We start from the raw sequence: 23,783 nt of genomic DNA on the forward strand, positions 1-23,783 counted from the left end.
TAACAGAAGGGAGGACCCCCCAATGCGCATAGGTGAATTATTTGTCATGAACGGACTCATCACAGAGGATCAGCTTGAACAAGGGCTGAAGCAGCAAGTGCACACGAGGAAGAAAATCGGTGAGATTCTTATCGATAAAGGGTTGATCACAGAAAGACAACTGGTTGAAGTGCTGGAATTTCAGTTAGGTTTTCCGGTTGTTAACATGTTTGAGACTCAGCTCGATATGCAAACCGTTCAACTCATTCCAGAAACGCTTGCTCGCAAGCACTGTGTTATCCCCATTGAACGTAAGAATGGCAAAATCAAAGTTGCAATGGTTGATCCGTTGAACTATGGAGCTATTGAAGAAATTCGAATGGCAACGAACATGAGTGTACAGCCTGTCATCGCGATTCGGTCTGAGGTCGAGCAAGCTATCACGAAAAATTATGGCATGAAAGAATCTGTCGATGAATTGATGGTCGACTTAGATAAAATCGAGATTAAAGATGAGGAAACTGAAGCGAATGATCAAGGCTCACCGATCGTCAAGCTGGTCAATCAAATCATTCAATCCGCTGTGCAGCAGAGGGCGTCCGATATTCATGTTGATCCTCAGGAGAAACAGCTGATTGTGAAGTACCGAATCGATGGTGTGCTTCGAACGGAGAAAGCGCTGCCGAAACATATGCAAGGTGTGTTGACAGCGAGATTAAAAATCATTGCAAAGTTGAACATCGCGGAAAGACGACTGCCGCAAGATGGTCGAATCCAGATGCAGGTGGATAACCGCCGAATTGATATCCGGGTCTCGACATTACCGACAGTACATGGTGAAAGTATCGTTCTTCGGATCCTAGATCAATCGGCAGGGGTTAAAAAAATTGCCGAATTGGGACTAAGTGATGCGAATCTGCTGAAATTCGACAAAATGATTGGAAAGCCGAATGGGATCATGCTGATCTCAGGACCTACGGGAAGCGGGAAAACATCAACTCTCTATTCAGCACTGGGCCAATTAAATGGCGATGATGTCAAAATCATCACAGTTGAGGATCCAGTCGAATATCGAATGAATGGTGTAACGCAAGTACAGGTTAATTCGCAGATTGGGCTAACTTTCGCATCTGGTTTACGCTCCATTCTCAGACAAGATCCGAACATTGTTATGGTCGGGGAGGTCCGGGATGCAGAGACAGCAGAAATTGCAGTACGTGCTTCCCTTACGGGGCACTTGGTGTTAAGCACCATCCATACAAACAGTGCGGTAAGTACGATTAGCAGACTTGTTGATATGGGAATTGATTCCTACTTGATCGCGTCATCGCTATCCTGTATCGTGGCTCAGCGCCTAGTACGACGTGTATGTCGTGAATGTGCTGCGCAGGTACCTGCCAGGGAGGATGAAATGAAGCTGCTGGAAACGCATGGGCTGTTAAGCGGGACTGAACAACAACTGGCGGGAACTGGAACAGGTGTTGTAGTTCCTATGACTTCGCCGAGAGCCATGGATAAACCGATCATGGTAACGAGAGGCAAGGGCTGCGGAACATGCAATAAAACAGGCTACAGAGGTCGAATAGCCGTGCATGAGCTGTTAGTTGTTGATGAACCTTTGCGCAGCCTCATTGTGCAGAATCGACCTATTAGCGAGTTAGAGCAGCATTTGATGAAGAATGGTTTTAAAAACATGCTCTATGATGGCTTGCTCAAGATTCGCCAAGGACATACCACAATCGAAGAAGTGTTGAAAGCCGTAGCAGACGAATAGCAGTTGGACTGAAGAAGGCTATGAATGGGGGTGAACAATAACTTGGCGAACTTTACGTATGAAGCCGTCAATGAAAGCGGCAAGAAGCTGAAGGGCTTGGTGAAAGCCCAGAACAAACAGCTGGCGATTACGGAGTTACGAGGACGCGGGATTACCATTCGGAGTATTCAAGAGCAGCGAAAGACAACGATGGATCTGGAGATTCATATCGGAAGGGCAGTCAAGCTAGAAGACTTCGTCATCTTTTGTCGGCAATTCGCTACGTTGATCCGAGCTGGGATTCAAATTGACCAAGCCGTTTCGATTCTAGAAGACCAATCGACCTCCAAATATTTGAAAGCGGCTTTAGGTGATATTTCGGAACAAATAAGAAGCGGGCACCCATTGTCCAAAGGGATGGGTGAACACCCAAAGGTATTTCCCGATATGTTCGTCAATATGATGGCTTCGGGCGAAACCGGAGGGAATTTGGACGAAGTCCTGGAGCGAATGGCGGAACACTACGAGAAAGAACACAAGACGGTTCAAAAAGTGAAATCAGCGATGACGTATCCGATTATCGTCCTCGTTATAGCAGTTGTCGTCGTTATTTTCCTGCTCTTGAAGATTGTACCGACCTTCGCAGATATGTTTATGGAGCAAGGTTCGGAATTACCGTTAATCACTCGATTCGTAATGGCTGCCAGTGATGCGATCATTCATTATTGGTGGATGTTCGTGGCCGGATTAATTGGTGTCATTTTCTTATACCGATTGTTCGTGTCAGGGGAGGAAGGGAAATACTGGATCGATTCGATCAAGTTTCGTATTCCGGTGTTCGGTATTATTCTCAAAAAAGCAGCTGTAGCTCGTATGACACGTACGTTGTCTTCACTTTTCGTAAGTGCAGTGCCTGTGCTTCAAGCACTGGATGTCACAGAGAAGGTTGTTGGCAATCGTGTCATTGCCAAAGTGCTTCGAGAGGCGAAAGACAGCTTACAGCAAGGCAAGATGCTCTCTGAGCCGATTCAACAAAGCGGGATTTTCCCTAAAATGGTTGTGCAAATGCTCATTATAGGTGAAGAAACAGGACAAGTTGATAATATGCTTTCCAAGATCGCGGATTTCTTTGAAGCTGATGTTGATCAGAGCGTAGACCGATTAAAAGCGGTGATCGAGCCACTCATGCTGCTATTCATATCTGCATTAGTCGGAGTCATCGTAGCTGCCATTATGAGCCCTATGTTTAAGATGTACGAAAATTACTTGTAGTGATCATGATCAAGCTTTATCTGCTTGAAGGGAGGTGATAGAAAAAATGTCGGCGGCTTTACTAGCCCTACAACATAATGCATCACAAGCTTGGCAAGAGCACGTACATAACCAAAATAAACCTAGAGGTGGGAATGAAATGAACGCTATGGTAATGGAAAACAAACAAATTAAAGGATTTAAAGCTCCTAAAATGTCTTTCCGCGACGCAATGAAGAATGAAAAAGGTTTGACACTAATCGAATTGCTAGCGGTAATCGTTATTATTGCTATTATTGCAGCTATCGCTATTCCTTCAATCTCCACAATTATTGAGAAATCAAAACAAAGCGCTCATCGTTCTAATGCTCATATGCTAGTAGACGCTGCAAGACTCTATATTTCTGGTGAAGGTGTCAATGTTAGCACGACTGCACCAACGATCATTAACATGGAGAAGATGAAAGCTTTAGGTTATTTGCAATCCGTCCCACAAGATCCATCAAATAAAGGAGAAACGTATAACGCTGGTACATTCACTGCTCCGAATACTGGTGGAACTGACGGTTCATTAGTAGAAATTACGAATACGGCTGGCGTATTTAGTTATACAGTAACTTTAGTAGGTAAACAAACAACAGCTGTGACTTATATGAGCGATTTAGATGAAGAAAAAATTGATACAGAAGCTCTAGATTTACCTTAATCCCTAAACCAGAAGCGCGCCGCCTCAGGCGGCGTGCCCATTTCTAGTCATGCATAACCGAGAGGAGTTACCGCAATGTTCGCAAAGAAAACGAGCAAGTACACATACGGCATGCAAATTTCGGATACAGAAGCAAAGCTGGTTGAAATTATGAACGTGAATGGACAGGTTACCCTGACACAGCGTCATTCCATAGCGCTGGATAGAGGCAGTATTAAACACGGAAAATTCGTGGACGAAGACTCGGTCATTGCACGCATCTCAACCCTAGTCAAGCAAATTGGGTTACAAGGAGCGCATATCAATGTGACAGTGCCGCTTTCCAATGTGGTGCTGCGTAAATCAGTCTTTTCGGCCTTAAAAGATAAAGCATTACGCAACATGATTGACGTTGAATTACATGGTGGACAGCAGCTGCCATTTAAGAATCCTGTATTTGACTTCGTTAGATTAGGCGCACCGAAGGATGAAGCAGCGGCTTCTGTGGAGGGCACTTCGAAATCCGCCAAAGCGTTAGCGCAAGAGGAAGTGCTTATTTTTGCAACACCAGGTGAGGTCGTTGAAAGCTATGCGCACGTTGTGAAGCAGTCAGGGTTAGTACCTGTGTCCGTTGATTTGGCACCACTAGCCTTACACCGCATGTTGGTACGTCATACACGGTTAACCGGCACCGCGATGAAGGATCGATTCATGCTGCTGCATGTCGAGCCCGATCATGCGGATGTCAGCATATTCGTGGATGGCATCCCTGTGTTTTTCCGTTCTATTCAAATTAATACGAGTTTCTTCTTAGATACGGGAACAGATCAACTTGCAGCTTATGCTCGTAATCTATCTATGGAGCTTGGTCGAGTCCTGAATTATTTCCAATATACCGTTTCCACGGATCAAAAGCATGTCGAACTTGTATATCTTGTAGGCGATCATGACTGGATTACTACACTCCCTGAACATCTGGAAAGTGCTTTCACTGGTGAGATCACCTCATTTCCATTGCCAGCGATTCTGAAAGACGAAGATACAACATGTCAAGCTTACGCGGTTCCAGTTGGATTGGCGATGAAAGGGGCTTAGGGAAGATGAGTGCAGGCGTACAGAAACTACAGTCCATCGAAATTAACTTGCTGCAAATGCGGCACGAAGAACAAGCAGGTACAAGCCCGCTTCTACGTTATGTCTTTATGACTGCAATCGTGCTAGTTGTTGGCGGCATGGGATGGATGTACACGAGCGCGAAGTCAGAATTAAAGAAGACGAATACGGCATTGGAGCAAGTGAACCTTCAAATCAAGGAAGGTAAATCGAAGATAGCCAGTTCTCCAACGGCAGGGGCAGTTGCCGATTTCGTTGCAATGCCGAAGCAATTGAGTGCTAGTAAACCGATGACTATCGACGTGTTAGATAAGCTTTCTGCGCTAATGCCACTCGCATCGAATCTAACTGCTCTCTCCTTTGGAGATGGTAATAAGCTCAAGGTAACAGGGAATTTTGCTTCAAGTGAAGATGTCATCACGTTCATGCAGGCGACAAAGGCTTCAGCCTCATTTACGTTACTATCTACAAGTGGTATGAACAAAGTGGCTTCAACGCCTGAAGATAAAAATGCACCTGTGGTTACGGAACCGCCATTACCCGTAATTCAAGCGACATTCGAGCTTCAATACAAGTCCGATGCCAACAAGAAAGGTTGATCGAACGAATGAGCATGCTCAGCTCCACTAGAAATCAAATCATCGCAGCCATCATTCTTACGTTGGCACTCGTGATGATGTATATCAACTTCATCGCTCCATTACAAAGTGATAAGGCAACTAAAGCACATCTTTTGGTACAAAAAAAGAAAGAATTAGATGACTTGAATAAACGGGCTTCTGGTGGAAGTGCAATAGGCCCTGCGGAACAAGTCGGTCTTGCACAAACGCGGATACGTGTTCCTGAAGTACCGGATGTAGAAGGGCTCATTCGCGATATTCGCATGCTGGAAGTTATCACAAAGATGTCGCTGGCTAGCTACAACTTTGAAATTGGGAAGGTGGCGGATCCAGTGATAACAGCTTCTGCTGTCTCACCACAGAGCAGCCCGGCACCCGCGAATGGAAATACAACACCAGCTCCTGCAGCTCCATCTATGCCATCTTTAGCTATTCCAATTAAGCTCAACACAACGGCTAAAGGCGACTATCAGCAAATTCATCGCTACCTAGAAGAGCTGCAAACGACAAATCGCTTGATGCAAGTTGACAAGTTGACTTTTGCGGTGAAGGGTGGAGCACCTGTCAAGCTGAATGCCTTAAAACGTGAGATCACGGTGAATGTTTCCTTAGTCTCGTATTATGCTCCTGGTTTACAGAAGTTTTTCAAAGAACCTTTACCAGTTCCTTATAGTAAACCTGCTGGTAAGTCCAATCCAGTCTATTAACGAAAACATGTACATATAGGGGGAATACGATGAGTATGATAGCGCCAACTACGTCTGACACCTTATCACTGAAAGATCTGCTGCGTGTTTCGTACGAATCGAAGGCTTCTGATTTGCACATCAATGCAAGCACAGAACCACTTATGCGTCTACATGGAAAGTTGATGAAAGTTGTTGATTCTGTGCTTTCACCTGAAGATACACATCGAATGGCGAAAGAAATTTTGACGAAAGAGCAATATGAGACCTTATCCAAAAAGGGGGAAGTTGACTTTTCGTTCGAACTTCAGGGTCTTTCGCGTTATCGGGGCAATGTGTTCAAGCAAAAACGATGTATTAACATGGTGTTTCGTGTCCTGTCGACGACAGTGCCTTCCCTTTTTAGCTTGAATTTGCCTGATTTGGTTCAGGAATTTGCTCATAAACATCAAGGTTTGGTCCTAGTAACAGGTCCTACAGGAAGCGGGAAGTCAACGACACTTGCCTCCATTATCGATTTTATCAATGAAACGCAGAAGAAGCATATTATTACCCTGGAAGATCCGATTGAGTATATTCATCCAAGTAAGAATTGTCTAGTCGCACAACGTGAAATTGGTATCGATACGTTAACGTTTTCCAATGGTTTGCGTGCTGCACTTCGTCAAGATCCAGACGTTATTCTTGTCGGTGAGATGCGGGATTTAGAAACCATCAAGACGGCGATTACTGCCGCTGAGACGGGTCACCTTGTTCTCGCGACACTTCATACCCCAGATGCACCTCAAACGGTTGATCGGATTATCGACGTTTTTCCAACGGAGCAACAACGACAAATTCGCGTACAGCTTGCCTCTGTACTGATAAGTATCTTATCCCAACGTCTAATTCCACGAGTAGATGGAAGAGGAAGAGCTATGGCGCTGGAAATATTAATTAATACCCCTGCAGTAGCCAACTTAATTCGGCAAGAGAAAATTTATCAAATCAAATCGGTTATTCAAACAAATCGACAAATCGGTATGCAAACGATGGTATCCAGCTTGAAGCAGCTTGTTGAGGAAGGCATTATTCACCGAGAAGCGATCAAAGAATATGAGATGACCTTAGGAGAAGATTAAATGAAAACCAATAAACATGCACTCGTCACTGCACTGCTTGCTTTATCCATCATGTCACCGTCAGTGGTCCTTGCAAACGAAGAGGCCGTCAACTCGGTAACTACAAGTCAAGTCAGCAACCTATTCGCAGCTCTACAGGGGCTTGATTATGAAGCGCGGAATGAGAAGTACGCAACAATGAAGCTATCACCTGCAGGTTGGCAGGTCGGCATGGTTGTTTCCAAAGAGCCTTATGCTGTTGTTACGAAAGCAGATGCTTCAGGCATACATGTGAAAATTTGGACGGGTGCAATTGCTCGGGATCATAACGATTTACTCGTATTCTGGGATGAAATCGGCATCGATAATGCCGGTCAGCTAGATTTTCATGCGACAGATGTGGAAGAGTCGATACGTTCGTACTTTGAAAGCGCCTCTCAAGAATTTTATCGAGTTAAAGCCTATCTTGGCAAAGTACCATGGGCGAATATCCCAACGGATGCGGAAGCCACACTCAATGGAAGCACGAAGGTAACATCGGATGGTTTAGTGAACGTGTATGGTATCGCATTTCAAAGTCCAGATCGCGAAGTGGCAAAATCGTTGGGATCAGTAAAGAAAGCCGCTGATATTCCTGAAGTTGTACCGACCCTTCGCAGATGGAAACAAACTACGGTAACGACAGTGCCTTCCGATGCTGAGTCCCATTGGGCCAAGGAAGAAATGCTGGATTTGATGCAGAAATCCATTATTGATGGGTATGAAGATCATACCATTCGCCCGAATCGAACACTTTCAAAGGCTGAATTTATCACACTTGTTGTTAAATCATTAGGCATTGAACCTGTGAAGTCGCTAGTAGTGGGCTACGAGGATATGGGGAAGCATTGGTCATCTGGCATGGTAGCTTCTGCGCAAACAATGGGACTACTTGATATAAGACCTGTGGATCTGAATTTTTCACCGGATTTACTCATTACGCGGATTGAGATGGTCGGACTTGTGGATCGTATTTTAAAGAAGTATGCGGTAAAAGGTGCAGCGGACACTGGTGACTTCACGGATATCAGTAACTTAACAGATCTAAATAAAACATCGCTACAACATGTGATACAAGCTGGAATCGTTGGCGGTTATGAAGATGGTTCATTCAGACCGCAAGGGTCACTAACTCGTGCTGAAGCATTCAAGGTCATCTCGAGAATCATTCATTTGGTGTAGGAAGGAGTTCAATCTATGCAATGGTATCTTAAAGCGAAAAAGAAAAGTGCGATCATGCTGGCAGGGATGCTGCTCACGAGTATGCTCCCTGCTTTCGTTGGAACAAACCCCGTTTATGGGGCTGAGACAGACAATGGTTGCTTAGCGATTAGCGGAGTAGGAAATGTTCCTGTCACGAGCGTTGAACAGAATCAAGTAGTTACGATTAATTACACGCTAGACCCGAGTGGTACACACACCGTTACACAAACCCGCGATGCGGTTGATATTGCCTTCGTAGCCGACGTTTCCGGCAGTATGGCCTATCATATGGACAAAGATGATAACAGAACTCCTATTCGTTTGGATATTTTGAAGACTGCCTCATCCACACTAACCAATAAGTTTAGAACAGTAAACATGGGCGATCGTCTTGGTCTTATTAAATTTAGCTCCAGCGCAACAAAAGTACTTAATCTATCAGACGATTATACGAATGTTCAAACGGAAATTAACAAGTTTGTATCGGGTGGCAGCACGAATATTGATGATGGTCTCGCTAAAGCGAAAGCGATGTTAACCGCATCTGGTACAAAGCCTGTGAAACAAATTATTTTGTTAACGGATGGTAAAGCAACCGTATGGACCGATGAGAACAATGGCATCAGGGAGATAACGAGCGATTCAGGTGCCAAAAACGCTGCAAAAGCAGACGCTGACGTCTTAGCAGGTCTTGGGATTAAAGTGTTTACGATAGCTCTGGCTACGCCTGGTTCTGAAGAGATTGATTTGGATCTGTTGAATTATATTGCTACGAAGACAGGGGGAACCGCTTATGAAGCGAGTTCGGCAAGTCAACTTTCGGCGATTTTTGATAATATCGCAACAACAATAGAAACGCCAGCTCAGCTCAAAAACGTGCTCCTTCGTCAACCGATTCCAGTTGGTTTCATTTTGGCTCCAGGGGAGAATGCTACAAATGTAAAGTATGAAGCTGCGACACACGAAGTTGTAATCAACGTTGGTGATATTAATTTCCCTTTTAACCAAGACAAGATTGATCTCGCAATAAAATTAATTCCCGATACGGCAGCAGGTGACTATCCACTGCAAGATGCTAAGGTGACCTATAAGGATGCTTGCAATGCGAATCGACAATTCAACATTAATTTTAATACGCAGCTGTCGGTTAGTGTGCGTGTGGTTGATAGATATGGCAATGTGTATATCGGGAATAGTGCTGGTGAGTTACAACGATTACGCGCAAGTGATAAACAAAAACAATGGACAATTAAAAACAAGAATTCAGCAATCACGGATATCCGTTTTGTAGATCCTGATCTTCATTCAATTGTTCGCATTAGTTACAAGGATGGAACGAACGAGGAAATTGATTTGAAGCCTACAGCGCCGACATCGTATGAACTCGTAGATGGGGCAGGGAAATTGATTGCTGAAAATGGCTGGCATGCCGGACCTGGTAAGCTTCGCGCAATATCGGGGGCTAAATCACAGCTTCCAAGTTCAACGGTATATGCCAATGATGATTTCCAAGGGAGCTATCTTGCTGGCTATGAAATGTCTGTGGATAACGGTAATTGGCAATCTCAAACGGCGAACGGTGTTGTCATTCCTGATGGCGATGGCGTGAACTTCAAAACACGTGCCTTCACCAATGCGATCAGCGGAAGTTCAGCGATAACGATTGCAGGGGCGGTAGCAACTGGCAATGTCTCTTTAGATAGTACGGGCCCTATGATTAGCTGGAGTAAAGATATAAAAAATCCGACAGACATCGAGGCCGACGGCATCATTTATATTACGGCAACTGATAATCTAAGTCCTGTAACTGGTGTAAAGGTCTGGTTCGATAACAAAACCCTTTCTATCACTTCTAGTTCTTCCAAAATGACAAAGAATGGAAACACCTATGCGTTTAGATTGAGTGATGTGACAGGCATGGGTACGATCGAGCAACGCCAAGGCTGGCATCAAATTCATTTTGAGGCGACTTCCATTGGCGGAACCACATCAACAGCGCAGGAGCCTGAATATTTCGTGGTTAATCCAGGTCCAACGGCTACGCTCAAAGGCATGAATTATAATCCAGGCGATATTTCGGACAAACCAGTAAGCGTAACTGTGGTAGATGAGAAGTATCCTGTAGTTGATCGTACCTTCGGCAGCCACGAGGAGAAAGGCTTTACTCTGAAAGCTATGTATTATGTTATCAAACCATCCTCCGAGAAGCCGGAAGTTGGATCTAGCGATTGGAAACCACTCGCATCGAAGCGTTTAACGGTAACGACAAGAACAAACACGACATCAGGCACTTACTATGTCTTCCTTAAGATGGTTGACAGTTCCAATGTTGAAATTGTACAACAACCGTTTGCAGTTCAATTCGATACGGAACAAAACAACAACTAGACTAGCGAAATCGGAGAGTAGTGAGGAGGACTAACGGTGCGCCGCAATGAGCGTCTGAAGCAAGTGAAGCCTAACGAAGACGGTTTGTCACTCGTAGAAATCTTGATTGCTGTGACGATTATGTCGATTATTAGCATCACACTGATGGGCTATTTTACCTCAGCTGTTGATAAGTCGGCGCAAGAGAGCCGCAAAATTATTGGTGCTAACTTAGCTCGTTTGAAAGCAGCGGAACTGCGAGATTCCTTCAAATCGGGCTATGATGACGCCATTGTTTCTCAGCTGACGAGCAGTCCTAAGTTTGCCGGTGACTTATCAAATAATCATTCTGATCTGATGAAAGGCAGGTTGAACCCAACCGAGATTAACGGGACGACATACCGCTATTTGGTTGAGCTAGGTAAAAGCTATGTACGATGGGAAGCTGCCGATCCATTTCGCAATGATTCGGACAAATATTTAGCTCAAATGTACGTTACTGTGTATTGGTCGGGTCAAGAGTCTATGGAACAACCTTCAGCAAAATTATCAACGACACTTGATACGTATCTTATCAAAAGGTGGTAACGCCACATGCAGCGCAATGAGAAAGGGATGACCTTGATTGAGATTTTGGCTGCCTTGTTGATCTTCGGCATGGTAGCCTCCATCCTGTACTCTTTTATGCTAATGGGCGTGTCGATGTATAAACGAGTCACGATGGAAACCCAGATGCGTAATCAAGGAGACGGCTTATACAGTCAGATTATTTCAGAGCTGAAAGAAGCAATCTATGTGCAGGATGAGGGAACAGATAAGAAGATCATTCGATATGCGAAGAAAAACGATAAACCAGATATTTATATTGATCTCTATGAAATGGAAGTCATACCGAATGCAACAAGCGGAGGAAAAATTGAAATTAGGCTTGCAGGAACGAACACGGTTACGAATGTTTTCCAACTTGGAAGTAATTTTACCATCCGAGAGGGTAGCTTGAGCGAAGCGAGTGAGAATCATGACCGTGTACAAGTTACGTTAGAGTATGCCAGAAGCAACGCGGATCAATTAAAGCAAGCGGATAGGCCGAAGTTGGTCATTGATTCGCAAATTCCGCTGTTCCGCAATGATTAAATGTAACGGAATGGAGGAGGCATGTAGTGAACTCTATGAAGGAAGACAACAATGTCCTCCAACCGAGGATGCATAAGGAGGAAGGCTCTGCACTTGTCATCGCCTTACTAGCTGTCGTGTTAATGACCATGATGGGTCTTATCCTGTTAAGTGTTCTGCGCGGTGGAGCCATACAAGCTGATACAACGGAGTCCGGTGTTCAGGCAGAAGCGATTGCACAGAAAGGGTTGGATGATACACTCGCTCAAATCCGAAGAGCCGTCGCTAATGGTGAGTCCATAGGAGGGGACAACTTCCGAAGTCGTGTGAGGAATGTGGAGAATCAGTTAATGTTGATGCTGCCATTTATTGATCAGGATATTGGTGATCCCGATCATCCCAATATGGAAAATGGAGAAGTGGTGGAGGCTAAGAAAGGAAGCTATCAAGTCGATATTGTCCTTGCTAAACCAACCAATCCAGAATCACCTGCGATTAAACCTATATCACTCCCTGATTCACCATACGTACGCAAATTCATCATTACTTCGCGAGGTATTATGGAGGGGAAACCCTCTACAATAGTGACGAAAAAGATGACGGTTTACGTAAGTACGATTAACCCCGTATTTCGTTATCCAGTTTCATCGAGTGGTGATTTGGTGCTAAATGGTACACCTTCCATTACTGGTGATATTTATGTGGCCAAACATCTTCAAATTCGAGATGAGGCAATATTTTCGGGTACAACGAGTGGGACTAATCGGAGTAAATACGGTTTTCAAACCGGACATCCTTCGATCCGTGGATTCATTAGGGTCGATGGTGATAACGATACGATAGCCCCGGGGAAGTTTAATTTTACACAATCGGACGGAATGACGGAGTTCCCGCCATTGACAAATACCAGTGAAAATGTAGAGCCGTTATATTTTGCTCCTCAGTATTTTCCCTTAGAAGATCCTACCCTTGATGCTGATGTCGAGGTCGATGTTCTCAGGTATGTCTCGAATAAAATGCAAATAGATTTACCGGCGAAGTTAGCTGAGTTAGGTGGCTATAAAGAGCCCGATTCAATTCTTTTAGAAGAAGAAGTCTTGGCTGAAGAGTTGAACCAAAGTACGTTGTACAACGATCTTTGGAAGACGGTTGACCGTTCCGTTATCGTGAAGGATGCGGCTTCACCTACCAAAGAGGCGGATTTATTCATTAATAATGGTGTTCTAACGATGTCAAAAGCCGAATCGAAGCTTACGCTAGTCAATGGATCGCTTTATGTGAAATCACCTGATCCTAATTTAGTAGCTGCTGATCTTCGAGGGGAGCTTTCGCTTGCAGCAGGTAAATTCGTCGTTGTTGATGGCAATGTGACTCTGAATGACGGATTTCGTTTTCCGAAAGGCACGATGTATATCAAAGGTGATCTCAAAATCATTGGGAATGCTTGGCTGCAAGGAACCGTGTACGTGGAAGGTAATGTAGAGTTGAAGCAGATGACTTCGATTAACAAAGATATTGAGGGGGCTGCGGGTACAGCTTTAACACCACTAATTGTAGTCGCATCGGGTGAAATTGTGCTGGGGAATAGTACGAACGCTGATGACGAGAATGTACGCGCTTTCTTTTACACGAAGGAAGGAATTCGTTTGTATGGTGTCATGTCGAAACTGAAGCTAACAGGCGGTATACACGGTGGTTCTGGTGGTGTAGAACTCAATGCGGTGAGAGGTGACGTAACAACAGGAGATGTAAACTCGGTCATACGATATCAAGGCAGCCCGATTTGGAATAAAGACGTTCCTGAGGTGCAATTGAATAATTCCAAACCATCAAGACTTCAGATTTTTTATGACGATAATCTTTACGATTCACCGCCTGATGGCATCCCTACAACAGAAAATTTTAACGTTTTTGTGAAAAACGTCAAATACATCAAGTAACTACAGATTAACCATTCTGGAAGGAGGTACCTTCAATGTCATTCCAAATCCTGGTCGTTGACGATACGAAATTTATGCGGAAAATGTTGACTGATATTTTGAAGCAATACGGTCATGAGGTGGTCGGAGAAGCAGAGAATGGAAGACAGGCTGTACAGAAGTATGAGGAACTTCAGCCTGATATTGTTCTGATGGACATTACGATGCCCGAAATGGACGGAATTGAAGCGATGAAGGAAATTCGTAAACTCAATCCATCGGCAGTCGTTCTCATTTGTTCGGCAATGAGTCAGCAGGATCTCATCTCAGATGCTTTGAAAGCTGGGGCAAATGGGTATGTGATGAAGCCTTTTAAACCGAATCGTGTGAATGAAATTGTTCGAAAATATGGTGTTCCCCGTGTAATTGGCCATCTTATACCGCAAGAAATGCAGCGGACGGATGCAGTTGCCGTAGAAATCGAGGTTGTAGAGCCGACGGTTGCGATAGATGAATTGGAATTGCAGGCTAACTTAGTCGAAGGTGCAGCTGTTCCAGCAGAAAGTTTACGTGCCGTTGATCAAGGCTATGCAGAGCCGAAGGAACTGCAACCTACGAAGCAAGATGTGGAAATCTTGAATGAAGTCTCATCGAGCACGGAGTCCAACCAGTCCAATCAAGAAATCGCAACTAAGCTGATTCATGAGGAAGAGCAAGTTCCTGAAGTCGTTGAACTCCAACAAAGTAGTCTTGAACCAGAGACTGCACCTGAGCCAGAACCAGAACCGGTACTAGAATCCCAAAGCAAGAATTACGTCGCGGAGGAAATGAAAGTTACAGCAAAACCTGCTCAAGTTGTCAATGCACTAGAAGTTTTGCTGGCGTTTGCCGAAGTTGAGGAGTCTAAGGTTGCTGTAGAATCCTCGGATCCTATGAACATGCAGGAGACGCCTAAACAGATACAGTCGACAGAAGAAGAGGATCGTCTCTTGGAAATGGAGAGGCTTGCTGCTGAGATGCAAGGTGACTTAGAGCAGGAATGGCAGCTGGAGCTACTGCAACAGAAAGAAGCAAGCTTTATGGCGTCGTACGAGGCCACTTCAACTACAGAGAACTCTCCTATCGCAGTGCAAGCGGTCGAAGCCATCGTAGAGGATACAGATTCGAGCTCAATGGAACTTAGTATTGATGACCTCAATGAGATCACTATGGAGATGGAATCTTTAGAATCCACCAATGAAATGAAAGATCCAGTCTTAGAAGTTCCAGTATTCAAAGAGGAAGTACCCGTTAGCATGTCTTCTAAGTCACAGGAAGTGGCTGACGTGAATAAAGTTGGCTTTAAAGCTGTGAATGGTGGAAAGATCATTAATTTATTCAGGGGGACTGGACCAATGAAAAATTTCACAAGCAGTGTTATGTGTAATTGGAGCGAGGATTTGAACGGTGAGATGTCGCAATATTTGGTAGTTTGCACAGAAGCGGAGAATAAAATTGAGATTGATATGACAACGGCAAGTGGGCAAAAGCAATCCATAACCGTTACCATTGAGAGCTTTAATCAATTAGCTGCTTGGCTGCAAGTTCAATTGGGAACTGCACCTGTGAGCAATCGCGAATACGCAAAGAAAGCAGATTTCTAAACATGATCTGGTAAGCTAAGACATCTAGAGGGGGTTAGGCAATGGGGTGGGAAGCATGGAGTTACACAGTTTTATTGTTCATTGTGGGTGCTTTGTTCGGTTCATTCTTTAATGTCGTTGGGCTTCGGGTACCGAAAGGTTTATCCGTCGTTGCTCCACGATCTAGCTGCGGAAGTTGTGGGCGCCAGCTTAACGCGATTGATTTAATTCCAATCTTGGGATGGTTTATCCGAAGAGGAAGATGTCACACATGCGGTTCACCAATATCCCCTGTGTATATCGTTGGAGAGTTAGCAGGAGGTGTCCTATTTGCCTCCCTTCCCTTTTTGGTCAGCGTAAATGAACTGTGGATTGCTTATCCACTTGTCTCTGTGCTTCTCATTCTAACAGTGAGTGATTTGGCCTACATGCTCCTGCCTAACAAAATTATTTATCCAGCCATGCTGCTATTTACGGGTTTGCGACTGTTCATTCATCCGTTGCCAATTTGGTACTATGCGTTGGGATTCGTAATTGGAGGGGGCACACTGCTCGCTGTGTCTCTTGCTGCAACTTGGATGGGGAAGCCGGCTATGGGATTTGGTGATATTCGATTGATGGCTTTAGTAGGACTCGTCATGGGAATCAAGCTCGTGCTGTTATGCATTTTTCTGTCGGCGCTGCTTGGCAGCGTCATCGGTGTGGCTCTTATCGCCTCAGGTAAACTCGATCGGCGTTCACCAATTCCCTATGGTCCTTTCATCGCTGCCTCAGGTTTCATCTGTTTTTGTTTTGGAGACCCATTGGTGACGTGGTACATGGACCTCATCGTATGGCAGTAAAACTACACATTTTGTAAAAAAGAGAGGTCGTACTCCTATGAACTGGTTTCTAGCGCAATCGTTTCGTGCCAAGCTTCAGCTCGGTTATTATACTGTTGTTGCCTTCTACACAATCATTATCCTTATTCTCATGTTAACGGCAGATGTATCCATTATTTTTGCTTTATCTTCGTCTCTTATTCTCATGGTGTTTAGCTTTCCTTATGTGCGTTTCTTGGAAAAAGCATTAACAGAGCCTATTGATAATGTTACTCGAGTCGCGATGAATATTGCCAAAGGAGACTTCACACAAACCGTGGATGCTTCCTCCAAGGATGCCCTGGGCGATATGGGACGATCCTTTAATGCCATGATCGTAAAACTCAAGGAGCTGTTAAATGAAACGGCTTCGATTTCGAAGCATGTAGCGGACTCAAGTCGTGATATCTACCATAAAAACGAAGGTATTAACACGATGATTGTTGAAGCAACAGGCTCAGTCACTTCACTTGCTGAGGGAGCGAATGAGATCTCATCTGGTGTGTTTAAAAGCTTTTCCGTCGTAAAGGAAATCGAAACCAAAATCACGGATTATGTGGATTCCACACATGAAATGAACAATCGTTGCGGGCAAACGCTCGATCTTGTGAAAAAAGGTATGAGAGCGGTAGAAAGTCAATCTGAGAGCGTTTCTCATATCGTTCTTGCGACAAGTAATGTATCGGGGACGATTGATGATCTCGTAAAGGAAGCAGCTGGAATTTCTTCCATTACACGCACAATATCCGAAATTGCTGAACAAACCAACTTGCTGTCCTTGAATGCTTCCATTGAAGCAGCGCGTGCAGGTGAGCATGGCAGAGGGTTCTCTGTTGTTGCTCAAGAAGTTCGTAAGCTGGCAGAAGAATCATCCAAATCGGCCAAGAGCGTATTCCATATGGTACATAACATTGAGAATAGTATAAAGATGGCGCAGAAAAATATTCAAATTAATGAGGAAATTGCTCGCCGGCAGACAGAGTCCATTGAAGCAACAGAGAAAATATTCGGTGAGATGGTTGATAGTATTCAATTCATTACGCAGCGTATGAGTGAGTTTACAGGAGAAAGTCAGAAGATGTTAAATGCAGCCCAGTTCATTACGGGCACCATGGAAAATATTTCAGCGATTACACAGCAATCAGCAGCTGGTACGGAGCAAGTATCTACATCGATGGTACAACAAACGCGTTCCGTCAAGGCTGTTGTCATTCAGTCCGAACAAATGCTGCGTATGGTGACGCAATTACAGCGCACAATTCAGATATTCAAGCTTTGAGAGAATGAAGTTGAGATCCAGTAAGCGTGCAAGAGGAGAATGCCTACATAAATGACAGTAGAGAGGCGAAACAAATTGTTGATGAGTAATCGTTTGCCTACTTTTGCCCCAATAAAGAAGAGAGAAAGGGGGAGAATGATTTTAATGCCATAGAAGGCAATGTAGCTATGATCATACAGGAACTCCATAATCGGATTGGCTTCGTCAATCAATTGCAAGCGAAGGCCTATATCCGTTAGCCCTGCGTCCATTAAACTCGCAATACAGAGGAAAATGATTAAATTTCGACTCAAAGGGAACACTCCTTTTGACATTGGAGGTTATGCTAACGTATCGTTTGCATAACCTCTTTCATTGTAAAGATAAATGCCTCAGCAGCTTTGGAAATGTAGCGTCCTTTGCGATAGGCTATCACAAGCTTGCGCGTAGGTCTGCCCTCTAGGGCAACATTTACAGGCGAAAGTTCATGTAAACTTCTTTTCGATATCAAGTAGGGTACGAAAGCGATCCCCATCCCAGCAGCAACAAGCGATTGTACGGTTTCCATATTACTCGATTCAAACACAATATTCGGCGTGAATCCTGCTTCCTGGCATAGATCAAGAGTCAGCTTTCGGAAGCCTTGACCTTTCTTCAGTGCGATGAATGCTTCTTTTTCCAATTGGGATATTCGTATAGGTTCTTTACTAGATGCTAGTGGATGCAGCGGCGGAATGGCAAGGATGATTTCTTCTTCTAACAACGTCTCATAGACGAGAGATTCTTCTCGTAAAGGCAAGGATAGAAGTGAAATATCAGTTTGCCCGTTCACTGTTAAGGTCTCCAGGTTGGATGATGTTTCTTCAACAAGTGAAATCTCAATATCCGGATAAGCTGCTTGAAAGACAGGTACTACGAAAGGCAAAATTGTTGAGCCTGTAATTGGCATAGAGCCGATCACTAGGCGGCCTTTCTTCATTTGAGAAATGTCTTCCATTTCTTTTTTGAGTCCCTCGATCATATCGAGAATTTTCTGTGACTTCTCCACGAAGAGGGAACCCGCGTGGGTCAGCTCAACTGAATTCGTACTGCGTTGAAATAAGAGGACACCGAGTTCCTTCTCTAGCTTCGAGAGCTGTTGGCTCAAGGAAGGTTGGGCAATATGTAACTTCTCCGCCGCACGAGAGAAATTCCGTTCTATGGCGATCTGGATGGCATACTGTAATTGACGTAATTCCATGCGAAGAAGTGCTCCTTTATAGATGTCTAGAAGGATATCATATCAAGCTTTATGGGGCGAAACAAGGTGGGTATAGGAATAAATAACCATAAAGGGCAATGAGAATGGTTTCATCCAGTCTCATTGCCCTTTATCGCTAGTTTTGGCTATTCATCGCTATTTACGAACAGTACTTCTGTACATAAGGAATAATAGGTACGGAGCGCCAATAATAGCTACAACGATACCGGATGGAATCTCTTTGGGAATGAGGATCGTTTTCCCAATTATATCAGCCAATGTAAGAAGAATTGCTCCTAAGATAGCCGAGAGTACAACCGACTTCTGATGGTGCTGCCCCATGAAGAGCCGAACAGCGTGAGGCGCGAGTAAGCCTACGAAGCTGACGGTTCCAACCGCGGCAACGGCAATCGCAGCAACGACCACGCCGATTGCAGCGGAAACCAACCTCGTTCTCTGTAACTTCAGTCCTAATCCAATTGACACGTGGTCACCGAATGCTAATAGATCTACACGGCGACCAAGTAACCAAGCACTTGGCAGTAGAATGATCGTTGTGATCAGCAGGTGGATGACTTCTTTCCAGCCTCTGGCATAGGTGCTCCCAGCTAACCAAGTAAGCGCTGGAGCCGCACCAAGCTTGGATTGGATGACGAGAAATTGAATGACAGCCGAGCCTATTGCAGAAATCGCAATTCCGACAAGAATCAGAACGACGGGATTTAGTCCCTTTTTCCAAGCGAGGGCGTAGACGCTGCCTGCGGAAAGGAGTGCTCCGATCATTGCACCAACAGGGACCCAAGTAGCAGACGCAGTTGGCCAAATGGTTAATACGAGCAGGGCACCCATTCCGGCACCGGATGTAACGCCAACAACGGATGGGTCTGCCAGCGGATTGCGCACAGCTCCCTGCATCATTGAACCAGCAACAGCCAAGGAGGCGCCAGCGAGCGCAGCAACCAGAATACGCGGCAGTCGTAAGTTCAGAATGACATTGCGAGCCATTTCTTCGCCATGGCCAGTCATGACGGCGATTACATTAGATATGGGGATATGCAAAGCTCCTGCTGTTAAGCCGAAGAGCACCAAGACGATAAGGGCAATTGCGGATACCACAACGATGATTGGATATGGGATTTTGGTACCAACGTAACCGACGCTCATAGAGCTGCTCTCGGCGGAAGTTTTCATTCGGGAACCGCGAATTGCGAGCCAAATTAACCATGGTGCACCAATCAATGCAGTTACGGAACCTGCGGGAAGCTCACCAAGTGTACTGCGGAACATTTTGGCAATGGTATCTGCACCAATTAGAACTGCGGCTCCCCAGAGCGCACTTCCTGGAATTAATAGTCGATGACGTTGTAGGCCAATTAGTCGGACAAGATGAGGTGCGATAAGCCCTATAAACCCGATAGGTCCTACAACGCTCACCGTTACACCAGCCAGCAGAATCGCTGCGGCTAGCGCAATGAAGCGAACTAGGTTGATGTTCTCTCCTAATGAAATAGCGGTTTCTTCGCTTAAAGCAAGCATATCTAGCTTTTGATGGAACAGAGAAGCAACGACAAGCCCAATGCAAATCCAAGGGAGCGCATACTGGACACCTAGCCAATCATTCTGTCCTAATGCACCTGAGCCCCACATGAATAGTCCATTAGTCGCATCCTCAAACATGATCTGCAGTCCGCTTGTGAAGGCTGAGAGTACGAGTGTTACTATCATCCCAGCTAATGCCATGCGTAGTGGCGAACTTTTGCGTCCGCCTGACATGTAATAGGCCATAACTGCTGCGCCACAAGCTCCAACTAGTGCCAAAAGTAAGGCGTGATCCGACTTCAGAGCTGGGAAAAAAACAGCAGCCAAAACGATTATGAAATAGGCACCTGCGTTCAAACCTAGCGTTGAAGCTGAAGCGAGTGGATTACGGGTGACAGTTTGTAATAAGGCGCCAGCAACTGCAAGTGCTGCTCCTGCGAGCATCCCAATCACAGCCCGCGGCATGCGAAGCCCCCGCACCATTAAATGGTCGGGGGTATCTTGTGGAGTTATCAAAGCTTGTATAACCGTATGAACGGTAATGTTCGCTTCTCCTTGCGTTAAGTTGAGAAAAAGCAAGAGGCAGAGAGCGAGCCCCCCACCTCCAAATACAAGAAGTGATTTCCACTCGATATTAGCGAAACGATTAGTTTTCGATTTCATCGCGGATTGACTCATTTCGTAAGTGAAGCAGCAGCTAGCTCAGCAAATAATTTAGCAGATAGAGGTCCGCCAAAAGTCCAAGTGTTGCCAGGAAGCTTAAATGTCTTGTTGTCTTTCACGAAAGAAAGACCTTTCCATACAGCATTGTCTTTCAATTGTTTCTCGAATACATTATCTGCATCTTGAACGATGTAGAAGAAGTTCGCATTTTGAACAGCAGGTAGAGCTTCTACGGAAGCAGTTGAGAAGCCATAAAGCTCAAATTTAGTGGACTTAAATACATTTTTCAAACCGATACGTTGCATAATTTGAACGACCATCGAGTTGTCAGTGAACATACGTAGAACAGCATTATTTTGATTGCTGAACGCTTGTGTTAAAGCGAACTCAGCACCATCTTTTTTCGCTGCAACTAATTTGGCTTTCGTATCCGCGAAGGCTTTATCAAGATCTGCAAGAATTTTGTCTCCTTCAGCTTTCTTACCAACAATATCTGAAATTGTCTTGAATGTCGTAATCATATCTGAATATTGATCGCCTTTTCCTTCGGCAGGATAGGATTCAAACGCAATCGTTGGGGCGATCTTCGAAAGAGCTTCGTAATTTTTGCTTGAACGCAATGTGCTTGTAATAATTAGATCTGGTTTCAGGCCAGTGATTGTTTCTAGGTTAGGCTCTTGACGAGTCCCAACGTCAACAACGGAAGCATCTAAGGCAGGCTTAACATTTACCGCACCCAGGTAGCCTTTATTATCAGCTTGACCTACAGGTTGAAGACCAAGAGCTAACACATCTTCTGTGTATGCCCACTCTAAGGTTACAATGCGCTTCGGTGTACCTTTAATTGTTGTTGTTCCCAGTGCGTGAGTAATTGTCTTATCTGCAACAGGTGTTACAGAAGGTTGAACGGTTGCTGCTGGAGCAGGTGAAGTAGTAGAAGAAGATGAATTCGAAGATCCGCAAGCTGCTGTGATAAATAGTAAAAGAAGTGAAAGTGATAAAGTAACTGGTTTAATAAAGTTTCGCACGTTAATCCCCCTGATTATATGTATTCTAATACATTGTGAATCGATGGCCAATTCGATACCGCTAGGAGAATGATAATCATTATCATCGAAGAAGTCAACAACATTCTTCAAAATATTAACAACTCTTTGCTATATAGGAGTTATCTATCAAGCTTATAGTTATTATATCTTGGAACTATGACGTAATCCGTGCTAAAGTACTATATGAGGGTAAGACATTAGCAAACTAATGCGGATAATGACAAGAGGTGACTGGATATGAGTAAAAAGACAATGTTCGAGAAGATTTGGGATAATCACGTTATTAACCAGGAAGATGGAAAGCCTAGCGTTATTTATATTGATTTGCATCTAGTACATGAAGTAACTTCACCACAAGCATTTGAAGGACTTCGTTTGTCCGGTCGTAAAGTTCGTCGTCCTGACCTAACGTTCGCAACGATGGATCATAACGTGCCTACAAAGGATCGCTTCAATATTACTGATCCAATTTCTAAACAACAAATTGATACACTTTCTCAAAACTGCCGTGATTTCGGTGTCACGCTGTTCGATCTAGATAGTCTTGACCAAGGTGTTGTTCACGTAATGGGCCCTGAACTTGGCCTTACACACCCAGGTAAAACAATCGTTTGTGGCGACAGCCATACTTCGACGCATGGCGCATTTGGCGCACTTGCTTTCGGTATTGGAACAAGTGAAGTTGAACACGTAATGGCAACACAGACGCTGCAACAATCCAGAGCGAAATCCCTTGAAGTTCGTATCACGGGCAGCTTGAAACCAGGCGTTACAGCAAAGGATTTGATCCTTGGTGTAATTGCTAAATACGGAACAGACTTCGCAACAGGTTATGTTATTGAGTACACAGGTGAAGCGATCCGTGGTCTTTCCATGGAAGAGCGTATGACGGTGTGTAATATGTCCATTGAAGGTGGAGCTCGTGCAGGTCTAATTGCTCCGGATGCTACTACTTTTAACTACCTGCGTGGTCGTGAGTATGTACCGCAAGGTGCTGATTTCGACGCAGCTGTAGCAGAGTGGACGAATCTTGTTACTGACGAAGGCGCTACGTATGACTGGGTATTGGAGTTCGACGCAGATACATTGATCCCGCAAGTAACCTGGGGTACGAGCCCTGGTATGGGAACAAGCGTTACTTCCTTGGTTCCAGATCCACAAAGCTTCGAAACAGAGAATGAACGTAAAGCTGCTGAAAAAGCGCTTGAATATATGGATTTAACACCAGGAACACCTATGACTGATCTTAAAGTTGATTATGTCTTTATCGGTTCTTGTACAAATGGACGTATCGAAGATCTTCGTGCAGCAGCTAAGATTGCACAAGGTTATTCCGTTGATCCAAGCGTAACAGCAATTGTTGTTCCAGGTTCAGGCCGTGTTAAAATTCAAGCTGAGAAAGAAGGTTTGGACAAAATCTTCTCCGACGCTGGATTCGAATGGCGCGATGCAGGTTGCAGTATGTGTTTGGCAATGAACCCAGACGTACTTCAACCAGGACAACGTTGTGCATCTACATCCAACCGTAACTTCGAAGGTCGTCAAGGCCGCGGCGGACGTACGCACCTTGTATCCCCGGCTATGGCTGTCGCTGCAGCGATCAAAGGTCATTTCTATGACGTTCGTGATTGGGAAATCAAAGAATATCAACAAGCTTAATTTCGGCTGATTCAGGCACTACTTACGATGCTAGTTTTGCCATAGCAAAACTTTAAGGAGAATGA

The 23,783-nt window shown here is 44.6% G+C and carries 19 protein-coding genes and 1 pseudogene; 16 read left to right on the plus strand and 4 right to left on the minus strand.

What is annotated here, in order from left to right; translation table 11 throughout:
* Positions 1 to 22 precede the first annotated feature (22 nt).
* The 15 genes and pseudogenes from ASG89_RS23695 (at position 23) to ASG89_RS23765 (ending at position 17,589) form a co-directional block, all read left to right on the plus strand.
* Positions 23 to 1,753 carry a GspE/PulE family protein gene (locus ASG89_RS23695; protein ID WP_063868104.1) on the plus strand — a complete coding sequence of 577 codons (1,731 nt, stop codon included), beginning with the start codon at positions 23 to 25 and terminating at the stop codon, positions 1,751 to 1,753.
* 24 nt (positions 1,754 to 1,777) lie between these two features.
* Positions 1,778 to 3,004 (plus strand): type II secretion system F family protein, encoded by a 1,227-nt coding sequence (locus ASG89_RS23700; RefSeq protein ID WP_057313498.1) that lies wholly within the window; start codon positions 1,778 to 1,780, stop codon positions 3,002 to 3,004.
* A gap of 46 nt (positions 3,005 to 3,050) precedes the next feature.
* Positions 3,051 to 3,689: a prepilin-type N-terminal cleavage/methylation domain-containing protein gene (locus ASG89_RS23705; protein ID WP_057313499.1), complete on the plus strand. Its 639-nt coding sequence runs from the start codon at positions 3,051 to 3,053 to the stop codon at positions 3,687 to 3,689.
* A gap of 75 nt (positions 3,690 to 3,764) precedes the next feature.
* Positions 3,765 to 4,763 (plus strand): type IV pilus biogenesis protein PilM, encoded by a 999-nt coding sequence (pilM, locus tag ASG89_RS23710; RefSeq protein WP_057313500.1) that lies wholly within the window; start codon positions 3,765 to 3,767, stop codon positions 4,761 to 4,763.
* 5 nt (positions 4,764 to 4,768) lie between these two features.
* Entirely contained in the window at positions 4,769 to 5,380 is a 612-nt protein-coding gene (locus ASG89_RS23715; protein WP_057313501.1) for a PilN domain-containing protein, read from the plus strand.
* Between the two features lie 8 nt (positions 5,381 to 5,388).
* Positions 5,389 to 6,108, plus strand: a complete 720-nt coding sequence (locus ASG89_RS23720) for a hypothetical protein (protein WP_057313502.1) — start codon at positions 5,389 to 5,391, stop codon at positions 6,106 to 6,108.
* A 29-nt stretch (positions 6,109 to 6,137) separates the two neighbouring features.
* Positions 6,138 to 7,208 carry a type IV pilus twitching motility protein PilT gene (locus ASG89_RS23725; protein ID WP_321166532.1) on the plus strand — a complete coding sequence of 357 codons (1,071 nt, stop codon included), beginning with the start codon at positions 6,138 to 6,140 and terminating at the stop codon, positions 7,206 to 7,208.
* Positions 7,209 to 8,408 (plus strand): S-layer homology domain-containing protein, encoded by a 1,200-nt coding sequence (locus ASG89_RS23730; RefSeq protein WP_057313503.1) that lies wholly within the window; start codon positions 7,209 to 7,211, stop codon positions 8,406 to 8,408.
* Positions 8,409 to 8,423: 15 nt separating this feature from the next.
* Entirely contained in the window at positions 8,424 to 10,817 is a 2,394-nt protein-coding gene (locus tag ASG89_RS23735; RefSeq protein WP_057313504.1) for a vWA domain-containing protein, read from the plus strand.
* A 36-nt stretch (positions 10,818 to 10,853) separates the two neighbouring features.
* Positions 10,854 to 11,384 (plus strand): prepilin-type N-terminal cleavage/methylation domain-containing protein, encoded by a 531-nt coding sequence (locus ASG89_RS23740; protein ID WP_057313505.1) that lies wholly within the window; start codon positions 10,854 to 10,856, stop codon positions 11,382 to 11,384.
* Between the two features lie 6 nt (positions 11,385 to 11,390).
* The gene (locus ASG89_RS23745; protein ID WP_057313506.1) at positions 11,391 to 11,930 is read left to right on the plus strand and encodes a type II secretion system protein J; all 540 of its coding nucleotides are present in this window, start codon (positions 11,391 to 11,393) and stop codon (positions 11,928 to 11,930) included.
* A gap of 26 nt (positions 11,931 to 11,956) precedes the next feature.
* On the plus strand, positions 11,957 to 13,849 hold the full coding sequence (locus ASG89_RS23750; protein ID WP_157276780.1) for a hypothetical protein: 1,893 nt from the start codon (positions 11,957 to 11,959) through the stop codon (positions 13,847 to 13,849).
* Between the two features lie 35 nt (positions 13,850 to 13,884).
* Positions 13,885 to 14,235, plus strand: a pseudogene (locus tag ASG89_RS37865) (response regulator); the annotation flags it as partial.
* Positions 14,236 to 15,512: 1,277 nt separating this feature from the next.
* Positions 15,513 to 16,292 (plus strand): prepilin peptidase, encoded by a 780-nt coding sequence (locus ASG89_RS23760; RefSeq protein WP_057313508.1) that lies wholly within the window; start codon positions 15,513 to 15,515, stop codon positions 16,290 to 16,292.
* Between the two features lie 37 nt (positions 16,293 to 16,329).
* Entirely contained in the window at positions 16,330 to 17,589 is a 1,260-nt protein-coding gene (locus tag ASG89_RS23765) for a methyl-accepting chemotaxis protein (RefSeq protein WP_057313509.1), read from the plus strand.
* Here the strand turns inward: ASG89_RS23765 and ASG89_RS23770 are convergent.
* From ASG89_RS23770 to ASG89_RS23785, 4 genes are all read right to left on the minus strand, one after another.
* Positions 17,571 to 17,882: a DUF5658 family protein gene (locus ASG89_RS23770; RefSeq protein ID WP_057313510.1), complete on the minus strand. Its 312-nt coding sequence runs from the start codon at positions 17,880 to 17,882 to the stop codon at positions 17,571 to 17,573. The two genes, ASG89_RS23765 and ASG89_RS23770, sit on opposite strands and share 19 nt — an antisense overlap.
* Before the next feature lie 32 nt (positions 17,883 to 17,914).
* Positions 17,915 to 18,808: a LysR family transcriptional regulator gene (locus ASG89_RS23775; protein ID WP_057313511.1), complete on the minus strand. Its 894-nt coding sequence runs from the start codon at positions 18,806 to 18,808 to the stop codon at positions 17,915 to 17,917.
* A gap of 156 nt (positions 18,809 to 18,964) precedes the next feature.
* Positions 18,965 to 21,010, minus strand: a complete 2,046-nt coding sequence (fhuB, locus tag ASG89_RS23780; RefSeq protein WP_057313512.1) for a Fe(3+)-hydroxamate ABC transporter permease FhuB — start codon at positions 21,008 to 21,010, stop codon at positions 18,965 to 18,967.
* A gap of 11 nt (positions 21,011 to 21,021) precedes the next feature.
* Positions 21,022 to 22,038, minus strand: coding sequence for an ABC transporter substrate-binding protein (locus tag ASG89_RS23785; RefSeq protein WP_057313513.1), 1,017 nt, complete (start codon positions 22,036 to 22,038; stop codon positions 21,022 to 21,024).
* Between the two features lie 258 nt (positions 22,039 to 22,296).
* Between ASG89_RS23785 and leuC the strand changes: the two genes are divergently transcribed.
* Complete coding sequence (gene leuC, locus ASG89_RS23790) at positions 22,297 to 23,718, plus strand: 3-isopropylmalate dehydratase large subunit (protein ID WP_057313514.1); 1,422 nt, start codon at positions 22,297 to 22,299, stop codon at positions 23,716 to 23,718.
* The last annotated feature ends 65 nt before the right edge of the window (positions 23,719 to 23,783 follow it).

The organism is Paenibacillus sp. Soil766 (assembly GCF_001428105.1).
Lineage (GTDB): Bacteria > Bacillota > Bacilli > Paenibacillales > NBRC-103111 > Paenibacillus_E.

What these genes read in the sequence shown, in the direction of transcription:
- ASG89_RS23695 (WP_063868104.1), top strand. Translation starts at nt 23, where the DNA reads ATGCGCATAGGTGAATTATTTGTCATGAACGGACTCATCACAGAGGAT.
- ASG89_RS23700 (WP_057313498.1), top strand. Translation starts at nt 1,778, where the DNA reads ATGGGGGTGAACAATAACTTGGCGAACTTTACGTATGAAGCCGTCAAT.
- ASG89_RS23705 (WP_057313499.1), top strand. Translation starts at nt 3,051, where the DNA reads ATGTCGGCGGCTTTACTAGCCCTACAACATAATGCATCACAAGCTTGG.
- pilM (WP_057313500.1), top strand. Translation starts at nt 3,765, where the DNA reads ATGTTCGCAAAGAAAACGAGCAAGTACACATACGGCATGCAAATTTCG.
- ASG89_RS23715 (WP_057313501.1), top strand. Translation starts at nt 4,769, where the DNA reads ATGAGTGCAGGCGTACAGAAACTACAGTCCATCGAAATTAACTTGCTG.
- ASG89_RS23720 (WP_057313502.1), top strand. Translation starts at nt 5,389, where the DNA reads ATGAGCATGCTCAGCTCCACTAGAAATCAAATCATCGCAGCCATCATT.
- ASG89_RS23725 (WP_321166532.1), top strand. Translation starts at nt 6,138, where the DNA reads ATGAGTATGATAGCGCCAACTACGTCTGACACCTTATCACTGAAAGAT.
- ASG89_RS23730 (WP_057313503.1), top strand. Translation starts at nt 7,209, where the DNA reads ATGAAAACCAATAAACATGCACTCGTCACTGCACTGCTTGCTTTATCC.
- ASG89_RS23735 (WP_057313504.1), top strand. Translation starts at nt 8,424, where the DNA reads ATGCAATGGTATCTTAAAGCGAAAAAGAAAAGTGCGATCATGCTGGCA.
- ASG89_RS23745 (WP_057313506.1), top strand. Translation starts at nt 11,391, where the DNA reads ATGCAGCGCAATGAGAAAGGGATGACCTTGATTGAGATTTTGGCTGCC.
- ASG89_RS23760 (WP_057313508.1), top strand. Translation starts at nt 15,513, where the DNA reads ATGGGGTGGGAAGCATGGAGTTACACAGTTTTATTGTTCATTGTGGGT.
- ASG89_RS23765 (WP_057313509.1), top strand. Translation starts at nt 16,330, where the DNA reads ATGAACTGGTTTCTAGCGCAATCGTTTCGTGCCAAGCTTCAGCTCGGT.
- ASG89_RS23775 (WP_057313511.1), bottom strand. Translation starts at nt 18,808, where the DNA reads ATGGAATTACGTCAATTACAGTATGCCATCCAGATCGCCATAGAACGG.
- fhuB (WP_057313512.1), bottom strand. Translation starts at nt 21,010, where the DNA reads ATGAAATCGAAAACTAATCGTTTCGCTAATATCGAGTGGAAATCACTT.
- leuC (WP_057313514.1), top strand. Translation starts at nt 22,297, where the DNA reads ATGAGTAAAAAGACAATGTTCGAGAAGATTTGGGATAATCACGTTATT.